This is a genomic window from Citricoccus sp. CH26A, from assembly GCF_000224415.1.
Taxonomy (GTDB): domain Bacteria; phylum Actinomycetota; class Actinomycetes; order Actinomycetales; family Micrococcaceae; genus Citricoccus.
Genome location: NZ_AFXQ01000022.1, coordinates 24,895 through 44,579, shown reverse-complemented (window position 1 = coordinate 44,579; position 19,685 = coordinate 24,895). Strand labels below are relative to the sequence as shown.

At 70.5% G+C, this 19,685-nt stretch carries 15 protein-coding genes; all 15 read left to right on the top strand.

Going from position 1 to position 19,685, the window contains the following annotated elements:
• Positions 1-2,454: translation initiation factor IF-2 (gene infB / locus CITRI_RS0112515; RefSeq protein WP_010145192.1), on the top strand; the 2,454-nt coding region annotated here is incomplete at its 5' end.
• Between the two features lie 35 nt (positions 2,455-2,489).
• The gene (rbfA, locus tag CITRI_RS0112510) at positions 2,490-2,927 is read left to right on the top strand and encodes a 30S ribosome-binding factor RbfA (protein ID WP_010145191.1); all 438 of its coding nucleotides are present in this window, start codon (positions 2,490-2,492) and stop codon (positions 2,925-2,927) included.
• Entirely contained in the window at positions 2,924-3,853 is a 930-nt protein-coding gene (truB, locus tag CITRI_RS0112505; protein WP_010145190.1) for a tRNA pseudouridine(55) synthase TruB, read from the top strand. The genes rbfA and truB overlap by 4 nt, the downstream gene beginning before the upstream one ends.
• Positions 3,850-4,212: a hypothetical protein gene (locus tag CITRI_RS0112500; protein ID WP_010145189.1), complete on the top strand. Its 363-nt coding sequence runs from the start codon at positions 3,850-3,852 to the stop codon at positions 4,210-4,212. Before truB ends, CITRI_RS0112500 begins: the two co-directional genes overlap by 4 nt.
• Entirely contained in the window at positions 4,205-4,660 is a 456-nt protein-coding gene (locus CITRI_RS0112495) for a hypothetical protein (RefSeq protein ID WP_010145188.1), read from the top strand. Before CITRI_RS0112500 ends, CITRI_RS0112495 begins: the two co-directional genes overlap by 8 nt.
• A 58-nt stretch (positions 4,661-4,718) precedes the next feature.
• Positions 4,719-5,669 (top strand): bifunctional riboflavin kinase/FAD synthetase, encoded by a 951-nt coding sequence (locus tag CITRI_RS0112490; protein WP_010145187.1) that lies wholly within the window; start codon positions 4,719-4,721, stop codon positions 5,667-5,669.
• A complete protein-coding gene (locus tag CITRI_RS0112485) occupies positions 5,666-6,448 on the top strand; it encodes a class I SAM-dependent methyltransferase (protein WP_010145186.1) in 783 nt (260 codons plus the stop codon). Before CITRI_RS0112490 ends, CITRI_RS0112485 begins: the two co-directional genes overlap by 4 nt.
• A gap of 80 nt (positions 6,449-6,528) precedes the next feature.
• Positions 6,529-6,798, top strand: coding sequence for a 30S ribosomal protein S15 (gene rpsO / locus CITRI_RS0112480; RefSeq protein ID WP_010145185.1), 270 nt, complete (start codon positions 6,529-6,531; stop codon positions 6,796-6,798).
• A 231-nt stretch (positions 6,799-7,029) separates the two neighbouring features.
• Entirely contained in the window at positions 7,030-9,297 is a 2,268-nt protein-coding gene (locus CITRI_RS0112475) for a polyribonucleotide nucleotidyltransferase (protein ID WP_010145184.1), read from the top strand.
• 213 nt (positions 9,298-9,510) lie between these two features.
• The gene (locus CITRI_RS0112470; protein ID WP_010145183.1) at positions 9,511-10,836 is read left to right on the top strand and encodes a pitrilysin family protein; all 1,326 of its coding nucleotides are present in this window, start codon (positions 9,511-9,513) and stop codon (positions 10,834-10,836) included.
• Positions 10,837-11,004: 168 nt separating this feature from the next.
• On the top strand, positions 11,005-12,534 hold the full coding sequence (locus CITRI_RS0112465) for a sodium:alanine symporter family protein (RefSeq protein ID WP_010145181.1): 1,530 nt from the start codon (positions 11,005-11,007) through the stop codon (positions 12,532-12,534).
• A gap of 169 nt (positions 12,535-12,703) precedes the next feature.
• Positions 12,704-16,426, top strand: coding sequence for a nitrate reductase subunit alpha (locus CITRI_RS0112460; protein WP_010145180.1), 3,723 nt, complete (start codon positions 12,704-12,706; stop codon positions 16,424-16,426).
• Positions 16,426-18,156: a nitrate reductase subunit beta gene (gene narH / locus CITRI_RS0112455; RefSeq protein WP_010145179.1), complete on the top strand. Its 1,731-nt coding sequence runs from the start codon at positions 16,426-16,428 to the stop codon at positions 18,154-18,156. Before CITRI_RS0112460 ends, narH begins: the two co-directional genes overlap by 1 nt.
• Positions 18,153-18,869 (top strand): nitrate reductase molybdenum cofactor assembly chaperone, encoded by a 717-nt coding sequence (narJ, locus tag CITRI_RS0112450; protein ID WP_010145178.1) that lies wholly within the window; start codon positions 18,153-18,155, stop codon positions 18,867-18,869. Before narH ends, narJ begins: the two co-directional genes overlap by 4 nt.
• On the top strand, positions 18,856-19,647 hold the full coding sequence (gene narI / locus CITRI_RS0112445) for a respiratory nitrate reductase subunit gamma (protein WP_010145177.1): 792 nt from the start codon (positions 18,856-18,858) through the stop codon (positions 19,645-19,647). The genes narJ and narI overlap by 14 nt, the downstream gene beginning before the upstream one ends.
• Positions 19,648-19,685 lie beyond the last annotated feature (38 nt).

Sequence of the window (19,685 nt, the reverse complement as noted above, 5' to 3'; positions counted from 1 at the left end):
GACCAGGCCCCGGCCTCGGACAGCGCCGCCCCCACGCCGGGTCCGGCCGCACCGAAGGCCCCGGCCGCCAAGCCCGGAGCCCCGCGTCCGGCTCAGCCGGCTCGCGCCGGCGCGCCCAAGCCGGGTGGGGCCCGTCCCGGGAACAACCCGTTCACCTCCAAGGACTCCGGCGCCCGTGCCGGCGCCCCGCGTCCGGGCGGTCCCCGTCCCGGTGGCCCGCGTCCGGGCAACAACCCGTTCGCACCCAAGCAGGGCATGCGGTCCGGTCGTCCGGAGGAGCGCTCCGGCGGTCCGCGTCCGGGTGGTCCCCGTCCGGCGGGTGCCCCCCGTGCGGGCGCCGGTGCCGGCACTCCCGCGGCTCCGCGTCCGGGCGGCCCACGCCCGAGCCCGAACATGATGCCCGGCCACATCAACAAGCCCGCTCCCGCCTCGGCCCGTCCGGGCGGCCGTGGCCGTCCTGGTGGCGGCACCGGCGGCGGGCCCGCCGGTGGCGGTCCGCGCGGTGGCCGCACGGCCCGTGGCGGCACCCAGGGTGCCTTCGGCCGCGGTGGCGGTCCGCGGGGCAAGCAGCGCAAGTCGAAGCGCGCGAAGCGCCAGGAGCTGGAGCAGCAGACTCGCGAGATCGGCGGCGTCAAGGTTCCCCGCGGCAGTGGCGAGACCATCCGCCTGCGCCGTGGTTCCTCGCTGGCCGACCTGGCCGAGAAGATCAATGCCGATTCGGCGGCGCTGGTGAAGGTGCTGTTCCAGCTCGGTGAGATGGCCAACGCCAACCAGTCCCTGGACGAGGACACCTTCGCGGTGCTCGCCGGCGAACTCGGCTACACGATCGAGATCGTGTCCCCCGAGGACGAGGACAAGGAGCTGCTGGAGACCTTCGACATCGATCTCGAGGCCGAGGAGGCCGCCGAGACCGAGGAGGACCTCGAGCGCCGTCCGGCCGTCGTCACCGTCATGGGCCACGTGGACCACGGCAAGACGCGCCTGCTGGATGCCATCCGCTCCACCAAGGTGATCGAGGGCGAGGCCGGCGGCATCACCCAGCACATCGGCGCCTACCAGGTGGACTTCGAGCACGACGGCACGGATCGCAAGCTGACCTTCATCGACACCCCGGGCCACGAGGCGTTCACCGCCATGCGTGCCCGTGGTGCCAAGGTCACGGACATCGCCGTGCTCGTGGTCGCCGCGGACGACGGCGTCATGCCGCAGACCGTCGAGGCCCTGAACCACGCCAAGGCGGCCGGTGTGCCGATCGTGGTGGCGGTCAACAAGATCGACAAGCCGGAGGCCTCCCCGGACAAGATCCGCGGCCAGCTCACCGAGTACGGACTGGTGCCCGAGGAGTACGGCGGCGACACGATGTTCGTGGACGTCTCGGCGAAGAACAACCTCAACATCGAGGACCTGCTCTCCGCCGTCCTGCTCACCGCGGATGCGGCGCTGGACCTGACCGCGAACCCGAACAAGGGCGCTCGTGGCGTGGCCATCGAGGCCAACCTGGACAAGGGCCGCGGTTCCGTGGTCACCGTCCTGGTGCAGTCCGGAACCCTGCACGTCGGGGACAACATGGTGGTGGGCAACGCCCACGGCCGCGTACGGGCGATGTTCGACGACAACGGCGAGACCGTCACGGAGGCGCTGCCCTCCCGCCCGGTCCAGGTGCTGGGCCTGTCCTCCGTGCCCCGGGCCGGTGACACCTTCCTGGTCACCGAGGACGACCGCACCGCCCGCCAGATCGCCGAGAAGCGCGAGGCGGCGGACCGCAACGCCATGCTGGCCAAGCGCCGCAAGCGGATCTCCCTGGAGAACTTCGACCAGGCCGTGGCCGAGGGCAAGATCGACACCCTCAACCTCATCATCAAGGGCGATGCCTCCGGTGCCGTCGAGGCGCTCGAGGACTCCCTGCTGGAGATCGAGGTCGGGGACGACGTGCAGCTGCGCGTCATCCACCGCGGCGTGGGTGCGATCACCCAGAACGACGTCAACCTGGCCACCGTGGACAACGCCATCATCATCGGCTTCAACGTCCGCCCGGCCGAGCGCGTCGCCGACCTCGCCGACAAGGAGGGCGTGGACATGCGCTTCTACTCGGTGATCTACGACGCGATCGACGACATCGAGGCAGCGCTCAAGGGCATGCTCAAGCCGGAGTACGAGGAGGTCCAGCTGGGCAGCGCGGAGGTCCGCGAGGTCTTCCGCTCCTCCAAGTGGGGCAGCATCGCCGGTTCGCTGGTCCGGTCCGGCCTCATCCGCCGCAACGCCGCGGCCCGCCTCGTGCGGGACGGCGCCGTGGTGGCCGGGAACCTCAAGATCGAGTCCCTGCGCCGGTTCAAGGACGATGCCACCGAGGTCCGCGAGGGCTACGAGTGCGGTATCGGCCTGGGCGGCTTCAACGACATCAAGGAAGGCGACGTCATCGAGACCTTCGAGATGCAGGAGAAGCCGCGCGCCTGATGCGCGTCCGACACGGAAGAAAGGACTGAAGTCCCATGGCCGATCCGGCACGCGCGGGCCGACTGGCCCAACGCATCAAGGTGCTGGTCGCCGAGGCCCTGCGCAAGCGGGTCAAGGACGACCGGACGGAGTCGATCACGATCACCGAGGTGCGGGTCACCAACGACCTGCAGCACGCCACCGTGTACTACACGGTGCTCGGTGACGGCACGGCCGCCGAGGGTGTCCGGGAGGTCCTCGAGACCCACCGGGGCGCCATCCGGCACGAGGTCGGCCGCCAGCTGACCATCCGGCTGGTGCCGACCCTGGAGTTCGTGGCCGACGACGTCCCCGAGGCGGCGGCGCACCTCGAACAGGTCCTCCAGCAGGCGAAGGAGCGTGATGCCGAGCTGGCCCGCCAGCGGCAGAACGCCTCCTTCGCGGGAGAGGCCGACCCCTACCGCACGGACGGGGACGAGGACAGCCCCCGGTGAGCCGGGAGCTGCCCCAGGGCGCTCCGGGCACCTCCGCCTCCGGGCTGGTGCTGGTGGACAAGCCGGCCGGCTGGACCTCCCACGACGTCGTCGGGAAGGTCCGCCGGCTGGCCGGCACCCGGAAGGTCGGCCACGCCGGCACCCTCGACCCGATGGCCACGGGCCTGCTCGTGGTCGGCTTCAACAAGGCCACCCGGCTGCTCACCGCCATCACCGGGTCCGACAAGACCTACCTGGCCACCGTGCGGCTCGGCCAGAGCACGGTCACCGACGACGCCGAGGGCGAGGTCGTGCAGACCAGGCTCGCCAACGCCGTCACCGAGGACCGGGTGCGTGCGGCGATGCTCCCGCTGACCGGTGCGATCCAGCAGGTGCCCTCGACCGTGTCCGCCATCAAGGTGGACGGCCGGCGCGCCTACGACCGGGTCCGCTCCGGTGAGGACGTCACCCTCCAGGCCCGGCCGGTCACCGTCCGGCGCTTCGAGCTGACCGGGTTCCGGCGCCTGGACGGCGGGCGCATCGTGGACCTGGACGTGGAGGTCGACTGCTCCTCCGGTACCTACATCCGGGCCCTGGCCCGGGACCTCGGTGAGGCGCTGGACACCGGCGGGCACCTGACGGCGCTGCGCCGCACCGCCGTCGGGCCGTTCTCGGTGGACGACGCCGTGACCATCGAGCAGCTGGGGGAGCGGTTCACCGCGACGGACCTGTCCGAGGCCGCCGCCGGTCTGTTCCCCGTCCGCCGGCTGACCCCGGACGAGGCGGTGGAGCTGTCCTTCGGCCGGCGGATCACCGCGACCGGTCGTGAGGGCACCGTGGCGGGGCAAGCCCCGGACGGAGCCGTCGTCGCGCTCATCAGTGACCGGGACGGCAGGGCCAAGCCGGAGATCGTGTTCGCACCGGCCGCGTCGGACGGTGCCCCGTGATCCTCGATGCCTGGTTCTGGGTGGGAACGGTGGTATGCGCCGTCTCCCTGCTCATCTGCGTCGTCATGACGGTGCTGCGGCGCTTCCCGGCCGACGCCTCGATCCTCTCGATCGCCGCCGTCGAGCTGTTCCTGCTCGTCTACGGCACCGGCGCGGCGTTCCGGATGTCCGGGGGTGAGCCGGTGAGCGGAGCCCTCTGGGAGTTCTGGGGGTACGTCCTGACCGCGCTGGTGGTGCCCCTGGTGGCCTTCGTGTGGGCCGTGACGGACAAGACCCGCTGGTCCAACCTGGTGATGGCCGCCGTCGGTCCCACCGTCTTCGTGATGCTGTACAGGATGCAGGTGATCTGGTTTGGCTGAGAAAGTCCTCGAGTCCGGGGGCGCGCCCGCCCGGCCGAAGCGCAACCAGGGGCTGGGCCGCATCCTGGTGATGGTCTACGCCGTCTTCGCCCTGTCCTCCTTCGCGCGGTCGCTGTACCAGCTCGCCACGGAGTTCTCCGCCGCCCCGCTGGCCTACCTGCTCTCCGCCTTCGCCGCCGCCGTGTACATCGTGGCCACGCTGTCCCTGGCCCGCTCGGGGCGCACCGCCTGGTACGTCTCCCTGGTCGCCGTCCTGGTGGAACTGGTCGGGGTGCTCGGCGTGGGCCTGTGGACCGTACTGGACCCGGAGCTGTTCGCGGACGACACCGTGTGGAGCCGTTTCGGCGCCGGCTACGGCTACATCCCGCTCGTCCTGCCCCTCCTCGGCCTGGCCTGGCTGCTCACGCACCGTGACGACGTCGCAGGCCGCGCCGGAGCGGGTGGATAATGTTCAGGGTCCCCGGAATCCCGTGGACCTGAAGGACCGACGAGGCGGAAGGACCGCAGTGCACTACTGGGACGGACTGGCCGAGGTGCCCCCGGGACTCGAGCCGTCAGTCGTCACCATCGGGAACTTCGACGGCGTGCACCGCGGGCACCGGCAGGTGCTCGAGCACGTGGTCTCCACGGCCCGCTCCGCCGGGCAGTGCGCGATCGCGATCACCTTCGACCCGCACCCGCGCGTGGTGCACCGGCCCAACGAGCCGCAGGAGTCCATCACGGACCTGCAGGAGAAGTCCCGCCTGCTGTCCCAAGTGGGCCTGGACGGCCTGGTCGTCATCCACTACACCCTCGAGTTCGCCCAGCAGAGCCCCGAGGAGTTCGTGCGCAACGTCATCGTCAACGCCCTCCACGCCCGCACCGTGGTGGTCGGGCGCGACGTCCGCTTCGGGTACCGCAACGCCGGCGACTTCGACATGATGTGCGCCCTGGGCCAGAAGTACCACTTCGAGGTGGTGCCGGTGGCCGACTACGGCGAGGACCGCCGGTGCTCCTCCACCTGGATCCGGGACGCGCTGCGCGCCGGGGACGTCTCCGAGGCCGCCGGGGTGCTCGGCCGCAACCACCGCGTCCACGGCGAGGTCGTCCACGGGTTCGCCCGCGGCCGGGAACTGGGCTTCCCCACCGCCAACCTCTCGGACGAGGTCCAGGGGATGATCCCGGCCGACGGCGTGTATGCGGGATGGCTGCACGAGGAATCGGGCCGCCGCTGGCCGGCGGCGATCTCCGTGGGCTCCAACCCGACCTTCGACGGGGTCTCCCGAGTGGTCGAGGCCCACGTGATCGACCGGCCGGACGAGGCCGTGGAGGACTTCGACCTGTACGGCCAGCAGGTCGCGGTCGAGTTCGTCGAGCGGCTGCGCGGCATGGTCGCCTTCGAGGGCATACCGAAGCTGATCGAGCAGATGACCGACGACGTCGACCGCACCCGTCAGGTCCTGGCCGTCCCCTCGTGAGTCCCGTCCCCCCGCGCCCGACGGCCGGCCCCCGGTTGACGGAGACCGCCCGGCTCCACCAGGGCGAGGCGTTCCGTTCCACCGGCCGTCGCTACGACGCGATCCGGCCGTCCTATCCGGCCGGCGTGGTGGACTTCCTGGTCCCCGCCGGCGCCCGGACCGCCGTCGACCTCGGGGCCGGCACGGGACTGTTCACCGCCCTGCTGGACGCGCACGGCCTGGCGGTGACCGCCGTCGATCCCTCCGCGGCGATGCTCGAGGTCCTGCGAGCCGCGCTGCCGCGCGTGCGCACCGTGCAGGCCGGGGGCGAACGGACCGGGCTGCCGGACGGCTGCGCGGACGTGGTGACCGCCGCCCAGGCCTGGCACTGGATCGATCCCGAGGCCGGGGCCCAGGAGGCCGCACGGCTGCTCGGGCGTGGCGTGCTGGGCATCGTCTCCAACCAGCTGGACACCACCGTGCCCTGGGTCCACCGGCTCAGCCGGATCATGCACGCCGGTGACGTGCACCCGCCTCGGCAGCCACCGGCCGTGGGTGAGCGGTTCACGGCACCCGAGGGCCGGTGGTGGCACTGGACCCAGCCGATCACCCCGGAGGGACTCCACGACCTGATGGCCACCCGGTCCTACCACCTGCGCGCCACGGACGCCGTGCGTGACCGGATGCGCGCCAACCTGGACTGGTACCTCCTCGAGCACCTGGGGCACGCGCCCGGGGAGATGCTGGAGCTGCCGTACGTCACGAGCGCGTGGCGGTGCGAGGTCCGGCCCCTCTGCTAGGATGGACGGCTGGCGCCCGCTGCAGTCCGCGGTGGCGGGACCGTCCTCTCTGATCGCGGCACAACTCATGAGGAGTTCGCGTGGCACTCGACCCCGCCGTCAAGACGTCCATCATCAAGGAATACGCCACCCACGAGGGTGACACCGGTTCCCCCGAGGTCCAGATCGCCGTGCTGTCCCGGCGCATCAAGGACCTGACGGAGCACCTGAAGTCGCACAAGCACGACCACCACACCCGCCGCGGCCTGATGGCCCTGGTCGGTCGCCGTCGTCGCATGCTCGGCTACCTCGAGAAGACCGACATCGCGCGCTACCGCGCCCTGATCGAGCGTCTGGGCCTGCGTAAGTAACGTGACGTAGGGGCGGCGGTCCGCGTGGGGGTTTCCCCCCAGCGGGTCGCCGCCTCTAGTCTTATCCGGGGGGACCGCGCCGAGCGCACGCCTCCCACCATCTCTATCCATGCCCGCTCACGAGTCGCCGTTCGCGGTCCTCGACAGTGGCCTCCGGAACCCAAGCGTCCGGGGGCTTCGATCGAAGACCGGGTGGTGACGCGGCGGGCCGCTACGAAAGGACACCCACCCATGGAGGGTCCCGAGATCCAGTTCGCCGAAGCCGTCATCGACAACGGCTCCTACGGCCAGCGCGTCGTGCGCTTCGAGACGGGCCGCCTGGCCCAGCAGGCCGCCGGTGCGGCCATGGTCTACATCGACGAGGAGACGTCGATGCTGTCCGCCACCACCGTCGGCAAGTCCCCGCGCGAGGGCTTCGACTTCTTCCCGCTCACCGTGGACGTGGAGGAGCGGATGTACGCCGCCGGCCGCATCCCCGGCTCGTTCTTCCGGCGTGAGGGCCGTCCGACCACGGACGCCATCCTCACCTGCCGCCTGATCGACCGTCCGCTGCGCCCGGCCTTCACCAAGGGCATCCGCAACGAGGTGCAGGTCGTCGTCACCGTCACCTCGATCGCCCCGGACGAGATCTACGACACCGTGGCCATCAACGCCGCGTCCATGTCCACCCAGCTCTCGGGCCTGCCGTTCTCCGGTCCGATCGGCGGCGTGCGCGTCGCCCTGATCGACGACGGCGCCGGCAACCGCCAGTGGGTCGCCTTCCCGAAGCACTCGCAGCTGGAGAACGCCGTGTTCAACATGGCCGTGGCCGGCCGCGTGGCCGGTGACGACATCGCCGTGATGATGGTCGAGGCAGAGGCCACCCCCGGCGTCTGGAGCCTGGTCAAGGACCAGGGCGCCACCGCCCCCACCGAGGAGATCGTGGCCGAGGGCCTCGAGGCCGCCAAGCCGTTCATCAAGGCCCTGTGCGAGGCGCAGGCCGACCTGGCCGCCCGCGCGGCCAAGGCCCCGGTGGACGTCCCCGTCTTCAAGGACTACGAGGACGACGCCTACGCCGCGGTGGAGGAGTTCGCCGCCGCCCGGCTGACCGAGATCTACTCGATCGGTGACAAGCAGGAGCGCCAGAACGCCTCCGACGCCTACCACCTCGAGGTCATCGAGGCACTGACCGGCGAGGGTGCGGCCTTCGCCGAGCGCCGCCAGGAGGTCGCCAAGGCCTACGGTGCCGTCACCAAGCAGGTCGTGCGCCAGCGCATCCTCAAGGACCAGGTCCGCATCGACGGGCGTGGCCTGACGGACATCCGCAAGCTGACCGCCGAGGTCGAGGTCCTGCCGCGCGTGCACGGCTCCGCCATCTTCGAGCGCGGGGAGACCCAGATCATGGGCGTCACCACGCTGAACATGCTCAAGATGGAACAGCAGATCGACTCGCTGGCCCCGGAGACCTCCAAGCGCTACATCCACCACTACAACTTCCCGCCGTACTCCACCGGCGAGACCGGTCGCGTGGGTTCCCCGAAGCGCCGCGAGATCGGCCACGGCGCCCTGGCCGAGCGGGCCATCGTGCCCGTACTGCCGTCCCGCGAGGAGTTCCCCTACGCCATCCGCCAGGTCTCCGAGGCCCTGAGCTCCAACGGCTCCACCTCCATGGGCTCGGTCTGCGCCTCGACCCTGTCGATGCTCAATGCCGGCGTGCCGCTGAAGGCCCCCGTGGCCGGCATCGCCATGGGCCTCGTCTCGGACACCGTGGACGGCCAGACGCGCTACGCGGCCCTGACCGACATCCTCGGTGCCGAGGACGCCTTCGGTGACATGGACTTCAAGGTGGCCGGCACCTCCGAGTTCGTCACCGCGATCCAGCTGGACACCAAGCTGGACGGCATCCCGGCCTCCGTGCTGGCGGCCGCCCTGACCCAGGCCCGTGAGGCCCGGCTGCACATCCTGGGCGTCCTGAACGCCGCGATCGACGCACCGGACGAGATGAGCCAGTACGCGCCGCGGATCATCGCCATCAAGATCCCGGTGGACAAGATCGGTGCGGTCATCGGGCCCAAGGGCGCCATGATCAACCAGATCCAGGACGACACCGGTGCGGACATCTCCATCGAGGACGACGGCACCGTGCTGATCGGCGCCACCGAGGGCTCGCAGGCCGAGGCCGCCCGGTCGGCGGTCAACGCCATCGCCAACCCGCAGGTCCCCGAGGTCGGTGAGCGCTACCTCGGCACCGTGGTGAAGCTGACCACCTTCGGCGCCTTCGTGTCCCTGACGCCGGGCAAGGACGGGCTGCTGCACATCTCCGAGCTGCGCAAGATCAACGAGGGCAAGCGCGTCGAGGACGTCGAGGACGTCGTCGAGGTCGGCCAGAAGATCCAGGTGGAGATCACCAAGATCGACGACCGCGGCAAGCTCTCCCTGGCCCCCGTGGTCGAGGACGGCGCCTCGTCCGAGGGCGGGTCCGGCGCCGAGGAGTCCGAGGGCGCCGACCAGGAGGGCTGACCCTCCCTCCCGCCGGTCCTCCCCGGACGTCCCCGATGACGGTGCAGCCCGGCCCCGGCCGGCGCCGCACCCGGGGCGGTGCCCGCGGGGGAGTGGCGAACGCGTCCTGACAGGCCGGTGGGCCGCACGAGAGTGCGGCCCACCGGCCTCTCGCGTACCCGGGGGCAGGCGGGGTGGCCGGAACCGTGGCCGCGCGCTGGTAGTTTCAGGCACATGACTCCCACCATCCCGATCCCCGCAGGCTTCACCGGCACCATCCAGGACGCCGGGCACGGTTCCGTGGTGCGCCGGTCCGTGCTGCCCGGGGGCGTCCGGGTGCTCACGGAGTCGATGCCGGAGCAACGGTCGGTGACGATCGGCTTCTGGATCGCCGTGGGATCGCGCGACGAGGCCGAGGGGGGCTTCGGCTCGACGCACTTCCTGGAGCACCTGCTCTTCAAGGGCACCCCGCACCGGTCCGCGATGGACATCGCCACCGCGTTCGACCGCGTGGGCGGGGAGTCCAACGCCTCGACCGCGAAGGAGTCCACCTGCTACCACGCGCGGGTGCTGGACACCGACCTGCCGATGGCCATCGAGGTCATCACCGACATGGTGACCTCGGCGCTGATCGACCCGGTGGAACTGGAGACCGAGCGGGGCGTCATCCTCGAGGAACTCGCCATGGACGCCGACGACCCCGTCGACACCGCCCATGAGGAGCTGGCCACCAGGCTGCTGGACGGGCACCCGCTCGGCCGGCCGATCGGTGGCACCCCGGACGCCATCCGGGCGATCTCCCGCGACCGCGTGGTGGACCACTACCGGCAGTGGTACCGGCCGGACGAGCTGGTGGTGACCGCTGCCGGCGGGCTGGACCACGATGAGGTGTGCCGGCTGGTCCTGCAGGCCCTGCAGCGCTCCGGCTGGGACCTGCCCGAGGGCGCCGCACCGGCCCCGCGGCGCAGCCACGTCTACACCGGGGCCGGGATCACCGAGGGCGTGCACCGGGTGGCACGCCCGGTGGAGCAGGCCTCGGTCCTCGTCGGAGGCCGCTCCGTGCACACCCTGGATCCGGATCGGTTCGCCCTGGCCGTGATGAACTCGGCCCTGGGCGGCGGCATGAGCTCCCGGCTGTTCCAGGAGGTCCGGGAGAAGCGCGGACTGGCCTACAACACGTACTCGTTCTCGGCCTCCTACTCGGACGTGGGCTACTTCGGGCTGTACGCCGGCTGCTCCCCGGCCCGGGCGGACTCCGTGGCCGGATTGATGGTGGGGGAACTGGAACGCCTGGCCGAGCACGGCATCACCGACGAGGAGCTCGACCGCGTCCGCGGGCAGCTGTCCGGGGGCACGGTCCTGGGCCTGGAGGACACCGGGTCCCGGATGTCCCGGTTGGGACGCGCAGAGCTCGTGACCGGTGAGTTCGTGGACCTGGACGGCGCCCTGGACCGGTGGCGCCAGGTCACCTCCGACCAGGTCCGCGCGGTGGCCCGACGCCTGGCGGAGTCGCCGCGGGCCACCATCGTGGTCGGACCGGACGCGCCCCGCAGCTCCTGAGAGAACGGTTGAACATGTCCATCATGTTCCGGTTCCGGCGTTCGTCGGCACCTGACTTGACTGGCCGTGGTGCATGACACATTCTGGACGTTCCGGTCACTGTGTGACCGGTTCAGGCCCGTGGGGGACGGGCGTCGCACCCTGTGAGAGAAAGACCGGTCCATCGTCATGGAACAACTGGAAAAAGTCCTGGGAGACATCGGGTCCTTCGTCTGGGGGCCCTTCTTCCTCATCCCGCTGCTGCTCGGCACGGGCCTGTACCTGACCATCCGGCTGGGGTTCCTGCAGTTCCACAAGCTCTTCCCCGCTCTGAACCTCGGGATCATCCGGCGCCGGGATGACTCCGAGGAGGGTGACATCTCGCAGTTCCAGGCCCTCACCACCGCCCTGGCGGCGACCGTGGGCACCGGCAACATCGTCGGCGTGGCCACCGCCATCGGCATCGGCGGTCCGGGCGCGCTGTTCTGGATGTGGGTGACCGGCCTGGTGGGCATGGCCTCGAAGTACTCGGAGGCCTACCTGGCCGTCCGGTTCCGGACCACCGACGAGGCCGGGGACAAGTCCGGCGGGCCGCAGTACTACCTGCAGAAGGCCATCAAGGGCCCGCTCGGGAAGATCCTGGCGCTGTCCTTCGCCGTCTTCGCCTTCCTGGCCTCCTTCGGCATCGGCAACATGACCCAGGCCAACTCCATCGCGGCCAACGTCGAGGAGTCCTTCGGCCTGCTGCCCTGGATCACCGGCATCATCCTGACCGTGATGACCCTGCTCGTGCTGGTGGGGGGCATCAAGTCCATCGGCCGGGTCACCGCCGGGTTCGTGCCGGTCATGATCGTCTTCTACGTGGCGGCGTCGCTGTACATCCTCATCGCCAACGTCGTGGACATCCCGGCCGCCCTCGCCCTGATCTTCACCGATGCCTTCACCGGCACCGCCGCCGTCGGCGGGTTCACCGGATCGATCCTGATCATCGCGATCCAGTACGGCGTGGCCCGCGGCATGTTCTCGAACGAGTCCGGCATGGGCTCTGCCGCGATCGCGGCCGCTGCCGCGCAGACCACGCACCCGGTCCGCCAGGGCCTGGTCTCGATGACCCAGACGTTCATCGACACCATCATCGTCGTGAGCTGCACGGGCCTGGTCATCATCACCACCGGCGTCTGGAACCGGGTCGACGAGGAGACCGGCGAACAGGTCTCCGCGGCCCTGATGACCGGCGAGGCGTTCTCCACCGGCCTGCCGGGCCAGTGGGGCCACTGGATCGTCACCCTCGGCCTGGTGATGTTCGCCTTCTCCACCATCCTGGGCTGGTCCTACTACGGCGAGCGCAACGTCGAGCGCCTCTTCGGCCAGCGGCTGGTGATGCCGTACCGCGTCGTGTTCTCGCTCGTGGTCTTCATCGGCTGCACCGTGCCGCTGGCGGTCGTCTGGAACTTCTCCGACATCATGAACGGCCTGATGGCCCTGCCGAACCTCATCGGCCTGCTCATCCTGTCCGGCCTGATCGCCCGGGAGACCCGCCACTACCTCAAGCACGACCCGAAGCTCGTGGCCTCTGCGGCCGAGATCGAGGACTTCATGGTCGATCGTCCGGGCTGGGCGGACTGGAAGTCCGGGAACGTCGTCGGCTCCTCCCGCACGCACACCGGCCGCTCGCTGAAACCGGAGCGCATCCGGGAGGGCGACACCGGACCCGTGTGACCCGCGGACCACGACCGGGCGCGATGAGGGCACGCGCACGGGCCTGACCGGGCTGTCCGGCTCGGTCAGGTGACCGATCGGTGGACCATCGCCCCTCACGAGGCCTCCGGCGGCCGATCCCAGGACTGGGGTCTGCCGCTGGAGGCCTTGTCATGCTTACAGTGGCCCCATGGTGACCCCGGTCAAGCCCGGCATGGATGGTCCGGCAACTCAGGCACTGCTCAACATCGGTCGGTTCTTCACCCGATGGGACGAGACGGAGGACGGCCGAGCGGTCTTCCGGGAGGGGGGCCGGGACGGTGACGCGTTCTACCGGAACCGGTGGAGTCATGACAAGGTGGTCCGCTCCACCCACGGGGTGAACTGCACCGGGTCCTGTTCGTGGAAGGTGTACGTCAAGGACGGGATCATCACGTGGGAGGCCCAGGAGACCGACTACCCCTCGGTCGGCCCGGACAGTCCGGAGTACGAGCCGCGCGGCTGCCCCCGCGGGGCCGCGTTCTCCTGGTACACGTACTCACCCACCCGCGTGCGCTACCCCTACGTCCGCGGCACGCTGCTGCAGATGTACCGTGACGCCAAGAAGGCCACCGGGGGCGATCCGGTGACGGCCTGGCAGTCCATCGTCGAGGACCCGGACAGGCGCCGCAGCTACCAGCGGGCCCGTGGCAAGGGCGGTCTCGTGCGGGCCAGTTGGCAGGAGGCGATCGAGCTCTCCGCGGCCGCCCACGTGCACACCATCAGGACCTACGGTCCGGACCGCTGCACCGGCTTCTCGCCCATCCCGGCCATGTCCATGGTCTCCCACGCCGCCGGTGCTCGGTTCATCAACCTCATCGGCGGGGTGATGAACAGCTTCTACGACTGGTACGCGGACCTCCCGGTGGCCAGCCCCCAGGTGTTCGGCGACCAGACCGACGTGCCCGAGTCCGGGGACTGGTGGGACGCCACCTACCTGATGATGTGGGGCTCCAACGTCCCGGTCACCCGCACCCCGGACGCCCACTGGATGGCGGAGGTGCGCTACCGCGGGACCAAGGTCGTCTCCGTCAGCCCGGACTACGCGGACAACACGAAGTTCGCGGACGAGTGGTTGCCGGCCCAGGCCGGCACGGACGCCGCCCTGGCGATGTCCATGGGGCACGTGGTGCTGCGGGAGAACTTCGTGGACCGCCGCGTGCCGTTCTTCGAGGACTACGTGCTGCAGTACACGGACCTGCCCTTCCTCGTCACCCTGGACGAGCGCGCGGACGGCACCGTGGTGCCCGGCAAGTTCCTCACGGCCGCCGACCTCGGCGGGGTCGAGGCCGACGCGGCGGACCCGCACTTCAAGACGGTGCTGATGGACCGGGACGCCGGCACCCCGGTGGTGCCGCAGGGCTCCGTGGGCTTCCGGTACAACGAGCGGGACGAGGGGCGCTGGAACCTGGACCTGCAGGGCGTGCGGCCCTCGTTGTCGGTGGCGGACACCACTGGGTACGACGGCGGCGCCTCCGTGGTGGACCTGCCCGCCTTCACCGACGCGGACGGTTCCGGGTCGGTGATCCGCCGGGGCGTCCCGGTCACCGAGGTGGCCGGGCGGAAGGTCACCACGGTGTTCGACCTGATGCTCGCCCAGTACGGCGTCGGCCGCGCCGGCCTGCCGGGCCAGTGGGCGGGCGGCTACGACGACCCCCACACGCCCTACACCCCGGCCTGGCAGGAGGACATCACCTCGGTGCCCGCCGAGGCCGCCATCCGCACCGCCCGCGAGTTCGCCAAGAACGCCGAGGACTCCGGCGGACGGTCCATGATCATCCTCGGCGCCGGCATCTGCCAGTGGTACCACGGGGACGCCACGTACCGCGCCATCCTGGCGCTGCTGATGCTCTGCGGCTGCCAGGGCCGCAACGGCGGCGGCTGGGCGCACTACGTCGGCCAGGAGAAGGCCCGGCCCATCACCGGCTGGGCCGCCATGGCGGCCGCCTCGGACTGGACCCGTCCGCCGCGGTTCATGATCGGCACCGCCTTCTGGTACATGCACACGGACCAGTTCCGCTCGGACGGCTACTCCACGGACTCGCTGCAGTCCCCGCTGGCCGAGGGCCACCTGGCGGGCAAGCACACCGCGGACGTGATCGCCCAGTCCACCCGCCTGGGCTGGATGCCGTTCTACCCGCAGTTCACCCAGAACCCGCTGGACGTCGCGGACCAGGCCGCGGCCGCCGTCGGGAACGGCGAGGCCGCCACCGAGGCCGAGTGGATCGCCGCCCGGCTCAAGGACGAGTCCCTGCAGATGGCGGTGGAGGACCCGGACGCCGAGGCCAACTGGCCGCGCACCCTGGTGCTGTGGCGCTCGAACCTCCTCGGGTCCTCGGCCAAGGGGGAGGAGTACTTCCTCAAGCACCTGCTGGGCACCCACCACAACGTGCTGGGCCAGGACCACGGCGAGTCCCGGCCGCGCGACGTCCGCTGGCACGAGGAGGCCCCCGAGGGGAAGCTGGACCTGCTGGTCTCCGCGGACTTCCGGATGACCAGTTCTACGCTGCTCTCGGACGTGGTGTTCCCGGCCGCCACCTGGTACGAGAAGCACGACCTGTCCTCCACGGACATGCACCCCTACGTGCACGCCTTCACCCCAGCGATCACCCCGCCGTGGGAGGCCAAGACCGACTACGACCTGTTCCGGCTGCTCGCCGAGGAGGTCTCGCGCCAGTCCAGGACCCACCTGGGGGTGAGGCGGGACGTCGTCGCCACGGCGCTGACGCACGACACCCCGGGGGAGATCGCCCAGCCCGGGGGCATCGTCCCGGAGTGGAAGGGCACCGACCTGCCGGCCGTGCCCGGGAGGAACCTGCCGAACCTGAAGGTCGTGGAGCGGGACTACACGGCCATCGGGGACAAGTTCACCGCGGTCGGGCCACTGGCGGACACGCTGGGCTTCACGACCAAGCACATCACCTACGACGTCACCGAGCAGGTCGAGCTGCTCGGCCGGCTGCACGGGGTGTTCGACTCCGGTGCCGCCGCCGGCCGCCCGGCCGTGGACACCGACGCGCGGATGGCCGAGGCCATCCTGATGTTCTCCGGGACCACCAACGGGGAACTGGCCGTGCAGGGATTCGAGACCCTGGAGAAGCGCACCGGGGTGCCACTGGCGGACCTGGCCGCCGGCAGCCAGGAGAAGCGGATCACCTTCGCGGACACCCAGGCCGCGCCGGTGCCCGTGATCACCTCCCCGGAGTGGTCCGGTTCGGAGACGGGCGGGCGGCGGTACGCCCCGTTCACGGTCAACATCGAACGGCTCAAGCCCTTCCACACCCTGACCGGGCGCATGCACTTCTTCCTGGACCACGACTGGATGAAGGACATGGGGGAGATGCTGCCGCTGTACCGGCCGCCGCTGGACATGCACCGCCTGTTCGGCGAGCCGAAGCTGGGCGAGCGCGGGGAGCTGTCGATCTCGCTGCGCTACCTGACCCCGCACAACAAGTGGTCCATCCACTCGGAGTACCAGGACAACCTGTTCATGCTCTCGCTCTCCCGCGGCGGCACCTCCGTGTGGATGAGCGCCCAGGACGCCGCGCTCATCGAGGTGACGGACAACGACTGGGTGGAGTGCGTCAACAACAACGGGGTGTTCGTGGGCCGGGCGATCGTCTCCCACCGGATGCCCGAGGGCGTCGTGTACGTCCACCACGCCCAGGAACGCACCATCGACGTGCCGAAGTCCGAGGCCACCGGACGGCGCGGTGGCATCCACAACTCGGTGACCCGGATCCTGGTCAAGCCCACGCACATGATCGGCGGCTACGCCCACCTGTCCTGGGCGTTCAACTACCTCGGCCCCACCGGCAACCAGCGGGACATCATCTCGGTGGTCCGCAAGCGCTCCCAGGAGGTGCAGTACTGATGAGGATCATGGCCCAGACCGCCATGGTGATGGCACTGGACAAATGCATCGGCTGCCACACCTGCTCCGTGACGTGCAAGCAGGCCTGGACCAACCGTGCCGGCACCGAGTACGTGTGGTTCAACAACGTGGAGACCCGCCCCGGCCAGGGCTATCCGCGCCGGTACGAGGACCAGGAGAAGTGGCGGGGCGGCTGGGAGCTGAACCGGCGGGGGAACCTCAGGCTCAAGTCCGGGGGCCGCCTGGCCAAGATGTTCGGGATCTTCGCCTCGCCGGTGCAGCCCGAGCTCAAGGACTACTACGAGCCGTGGACCTACGACTACGAGAACCTCATCAACGCCCCGGCCGGGGACGACTTCCCGGTGGCCAGGCCCAAGTCACTGATCACGGGGAAGGACACCAGGATCTCCTGGTCGGCGAACTGGGACGACAACCTGGGCGGCACCGCCGGGTCCGGTCACCTGGACCCGATCGTGGAGAAGGTCCGGAGGGAGTCGGAGGACAAGGTCAGGTTCGAGTTCGAGCAGACCTTCATGTTCTACCTGCCGCGGATCTGCGAGCACTGCCTGAACCCCTCCTGCATGGCCTCCTGTCCCTCCGGGGCCATCTACAAGCGCGCCGAGGACGGGATCGTGCTGGTGGACCAGGACCGCTGCCGCGGCTGGCGTCAGTGCGTGACCGGGTGCCCGTACAAGAAGATCTACTACAACCACAAGTCCGGCAAGGCCGAGAAGTGCACGTTCTGCTACCCCCGCGTGGAGGTGGGCATCCCCACGGTGTGCGCGGAGACCTGCGTGGGCCGGCTGCGGTACATCGGCATCTTCCTGTACGACGCCGACCGGGTCACCGAGGCCGCCTCGGTCCCGGACGAGCAGGACCTGTACGAGGCCCAGCTCGACCTCATGATGGACCCGCACGACCCGGCCGTGATCGAGGCGGCGCGCGCCGAGGGCATCCCCGAGGACTGGCTCGACGCGGCCCGGCGCTCACCGGTGTACAAGCTGGCCAAGGAGATGCGGGTGGCGCTGCCGCTGCACCCGGAGTACCGGACCATGCCGATGGTCTGGTACGTCCCGCCGCTGTCCCCGGTGGTCGACCTGCTCAAGGACCAGGGCCACGACGGCGAGGACGCCGAGAACCTGTTCGGGGCCATCGAGTCGCTGCGGATCCCGGTGGAGTACCTGGCCGAGCTGTTCACCGCCGGTGACACCCGGCTGGTCACGGACGTGCTGCGCAGGCTCGCCGCGATGCGCTCCTACATGCGGGACATCACCCTGGGCCGGGAGGCGGACGAGTCCATCGCCCGGGCCGTCGGCATGACCGGGGCCCAGGTCCAGGAGATGTACCGGCTGATGGCGATCGCCAAGTACGGCGAGCGCTACGTCATCCCCTCGGCCCACGTGGAGGACGCGCACAACCTCGAGGAGCTGGGCTGCTCGCTGGACGTGGACGGCGGCCCCGGCATGGGCCAGATGGGCGGGTTCGGGGAGGCCTCCGGGCGGCCGGTCCCGGTGGCCCAGGAGACGTTCATGGCCCTGCAGGCCCGGCAGACCGCCGACGACCCGACCGGCAACACCCAGCTGGCCGGCCGCGTGAACCTGCTCAACTGGGACGGCCACGGCACGCCCGAGGGCCTGTTCCCGCACCGCACGGCCGAGGACGTGGGCCAGGTGGAGGAGCCGCCCGGTCCGGCCGACGGCACCACCACCCGAAGCGGTGAGACGGCATGAGGCTCCTGGAGCGGCTGCTGGGCAAGCCCGGGAGGGGCAGCCTGGATCCGGAGGACTACACGGACCCCGACCCGGTCCGCAGCGCGGTCGTGCGGCAGGCTGCGGCGGTGCTGCTGTCCTATCCGGACGAGGAGCTGCTGGAGCGGATCGAGCCGGTGCGCGCGGCGCTCGCCGAGGTCGGCGCGGAACCGGCCCTGACCCAGCCGCTGGTCGACTGGCTCACCGCCCGGCCCCTGCACGAGGTCCAGTCCGACTACGTCCAGGAGTACGACCTGTCCCGGCGGCACAGCCTGCACCTGACCTACTGGACGGACGGGGACACGCGCCGCCGGGGCGAGGCGCTGGCCGCGTTCAAGGAGGTCTACCGTTCCCACGGCTGTGCACCGGACGACGCCGAGCTGCCGGACTACCTCCCGCTGGTGCTCGAGTTCGCCGCCCGGGTGAGTCCGGACGCCGGCTACGAGTTGCTCCAGCGCTACCGGCCCTCCCTGGAACTGCTGCGCCTTGCCCTGCGGGACGACGCGTTGCCCCATCACGGGATCGTCGCCCTGGTCTGCTCCACCCTGCCCGGCCCCTCGCCCGCGGACAAGAGCGCCGTGCAGGCCATGGCCGGGTACGGCCCGCCCACGGAGACCGTCGGGCTGGACGCCTCCGACCCGCGGTTGCTCCCCTTCACCCCCACCTCGGAAGGATCAGGACATGGACGGCGCTGAGGTCCCCGTCGGCATCTGGGACGTACTGCTCTGGGGCGTGCTTCCCTACATCGTCCTGGCCTTCTTCATCGGGGGCACCGTCTGGCGCTACCGCTACGACCAGTTCGGCTGGACCACCCGGTCCTCCCAGCTGTACGAGTCGCGGTTGCTGCGCTGGGCGTCCCCGTTGTTCCACTTCGGCATCCTGGCCGTGCTGGTCGGCCACATCGTGGGGCTGGTGATCCCGCGGGCCTGGACGGATTCGCTGGGGGTCACGGAGGACATGTACCACGTCATGGCCCTGGGCATCGGCTCGATCGCCGGCATCGGCACCCTGGTGGGGATCGTGCTGCTCGTCTACCGCCGCCGCACCACGGGACCCGTCTTCATGGCCACCACCAAGAACGACAAGTTCATGTACGTGCTGCTGGTGGGGGCGATCCTGGCGGGCCTGGCCGTCACCGCGATCTCCGTGTTCGACCACTCGGTGACGGACTACCGCAGCACCGTGTCCCCGTGGTTCCGCTCCATCTGGATCCTGCAGCCGGACGTGGCCGCGATGGCCGCCGCGTCCCTGGGCTTCAAGGTGCACGTGCTGTGGGCGTTCGCCCTGTTCGCGGTCTGGCCGTTCACCCGGCTGGTGCACGCCTTCACCGCCCCGCTGCACTACCTGTTCCGTCCCTACATCGTCTACCGATCCCGGGACAGCCGCCGGCCCGGCCGCGGGACGGTGCCCGTCCGTCGCGGCTGGGACCCCGTGGGAACCCCGGACCGCGAGCGCACCCGGACCCGCCGCTAGGACCCGCCGCCAGGACCAGGACACGAGGACCAGGACAC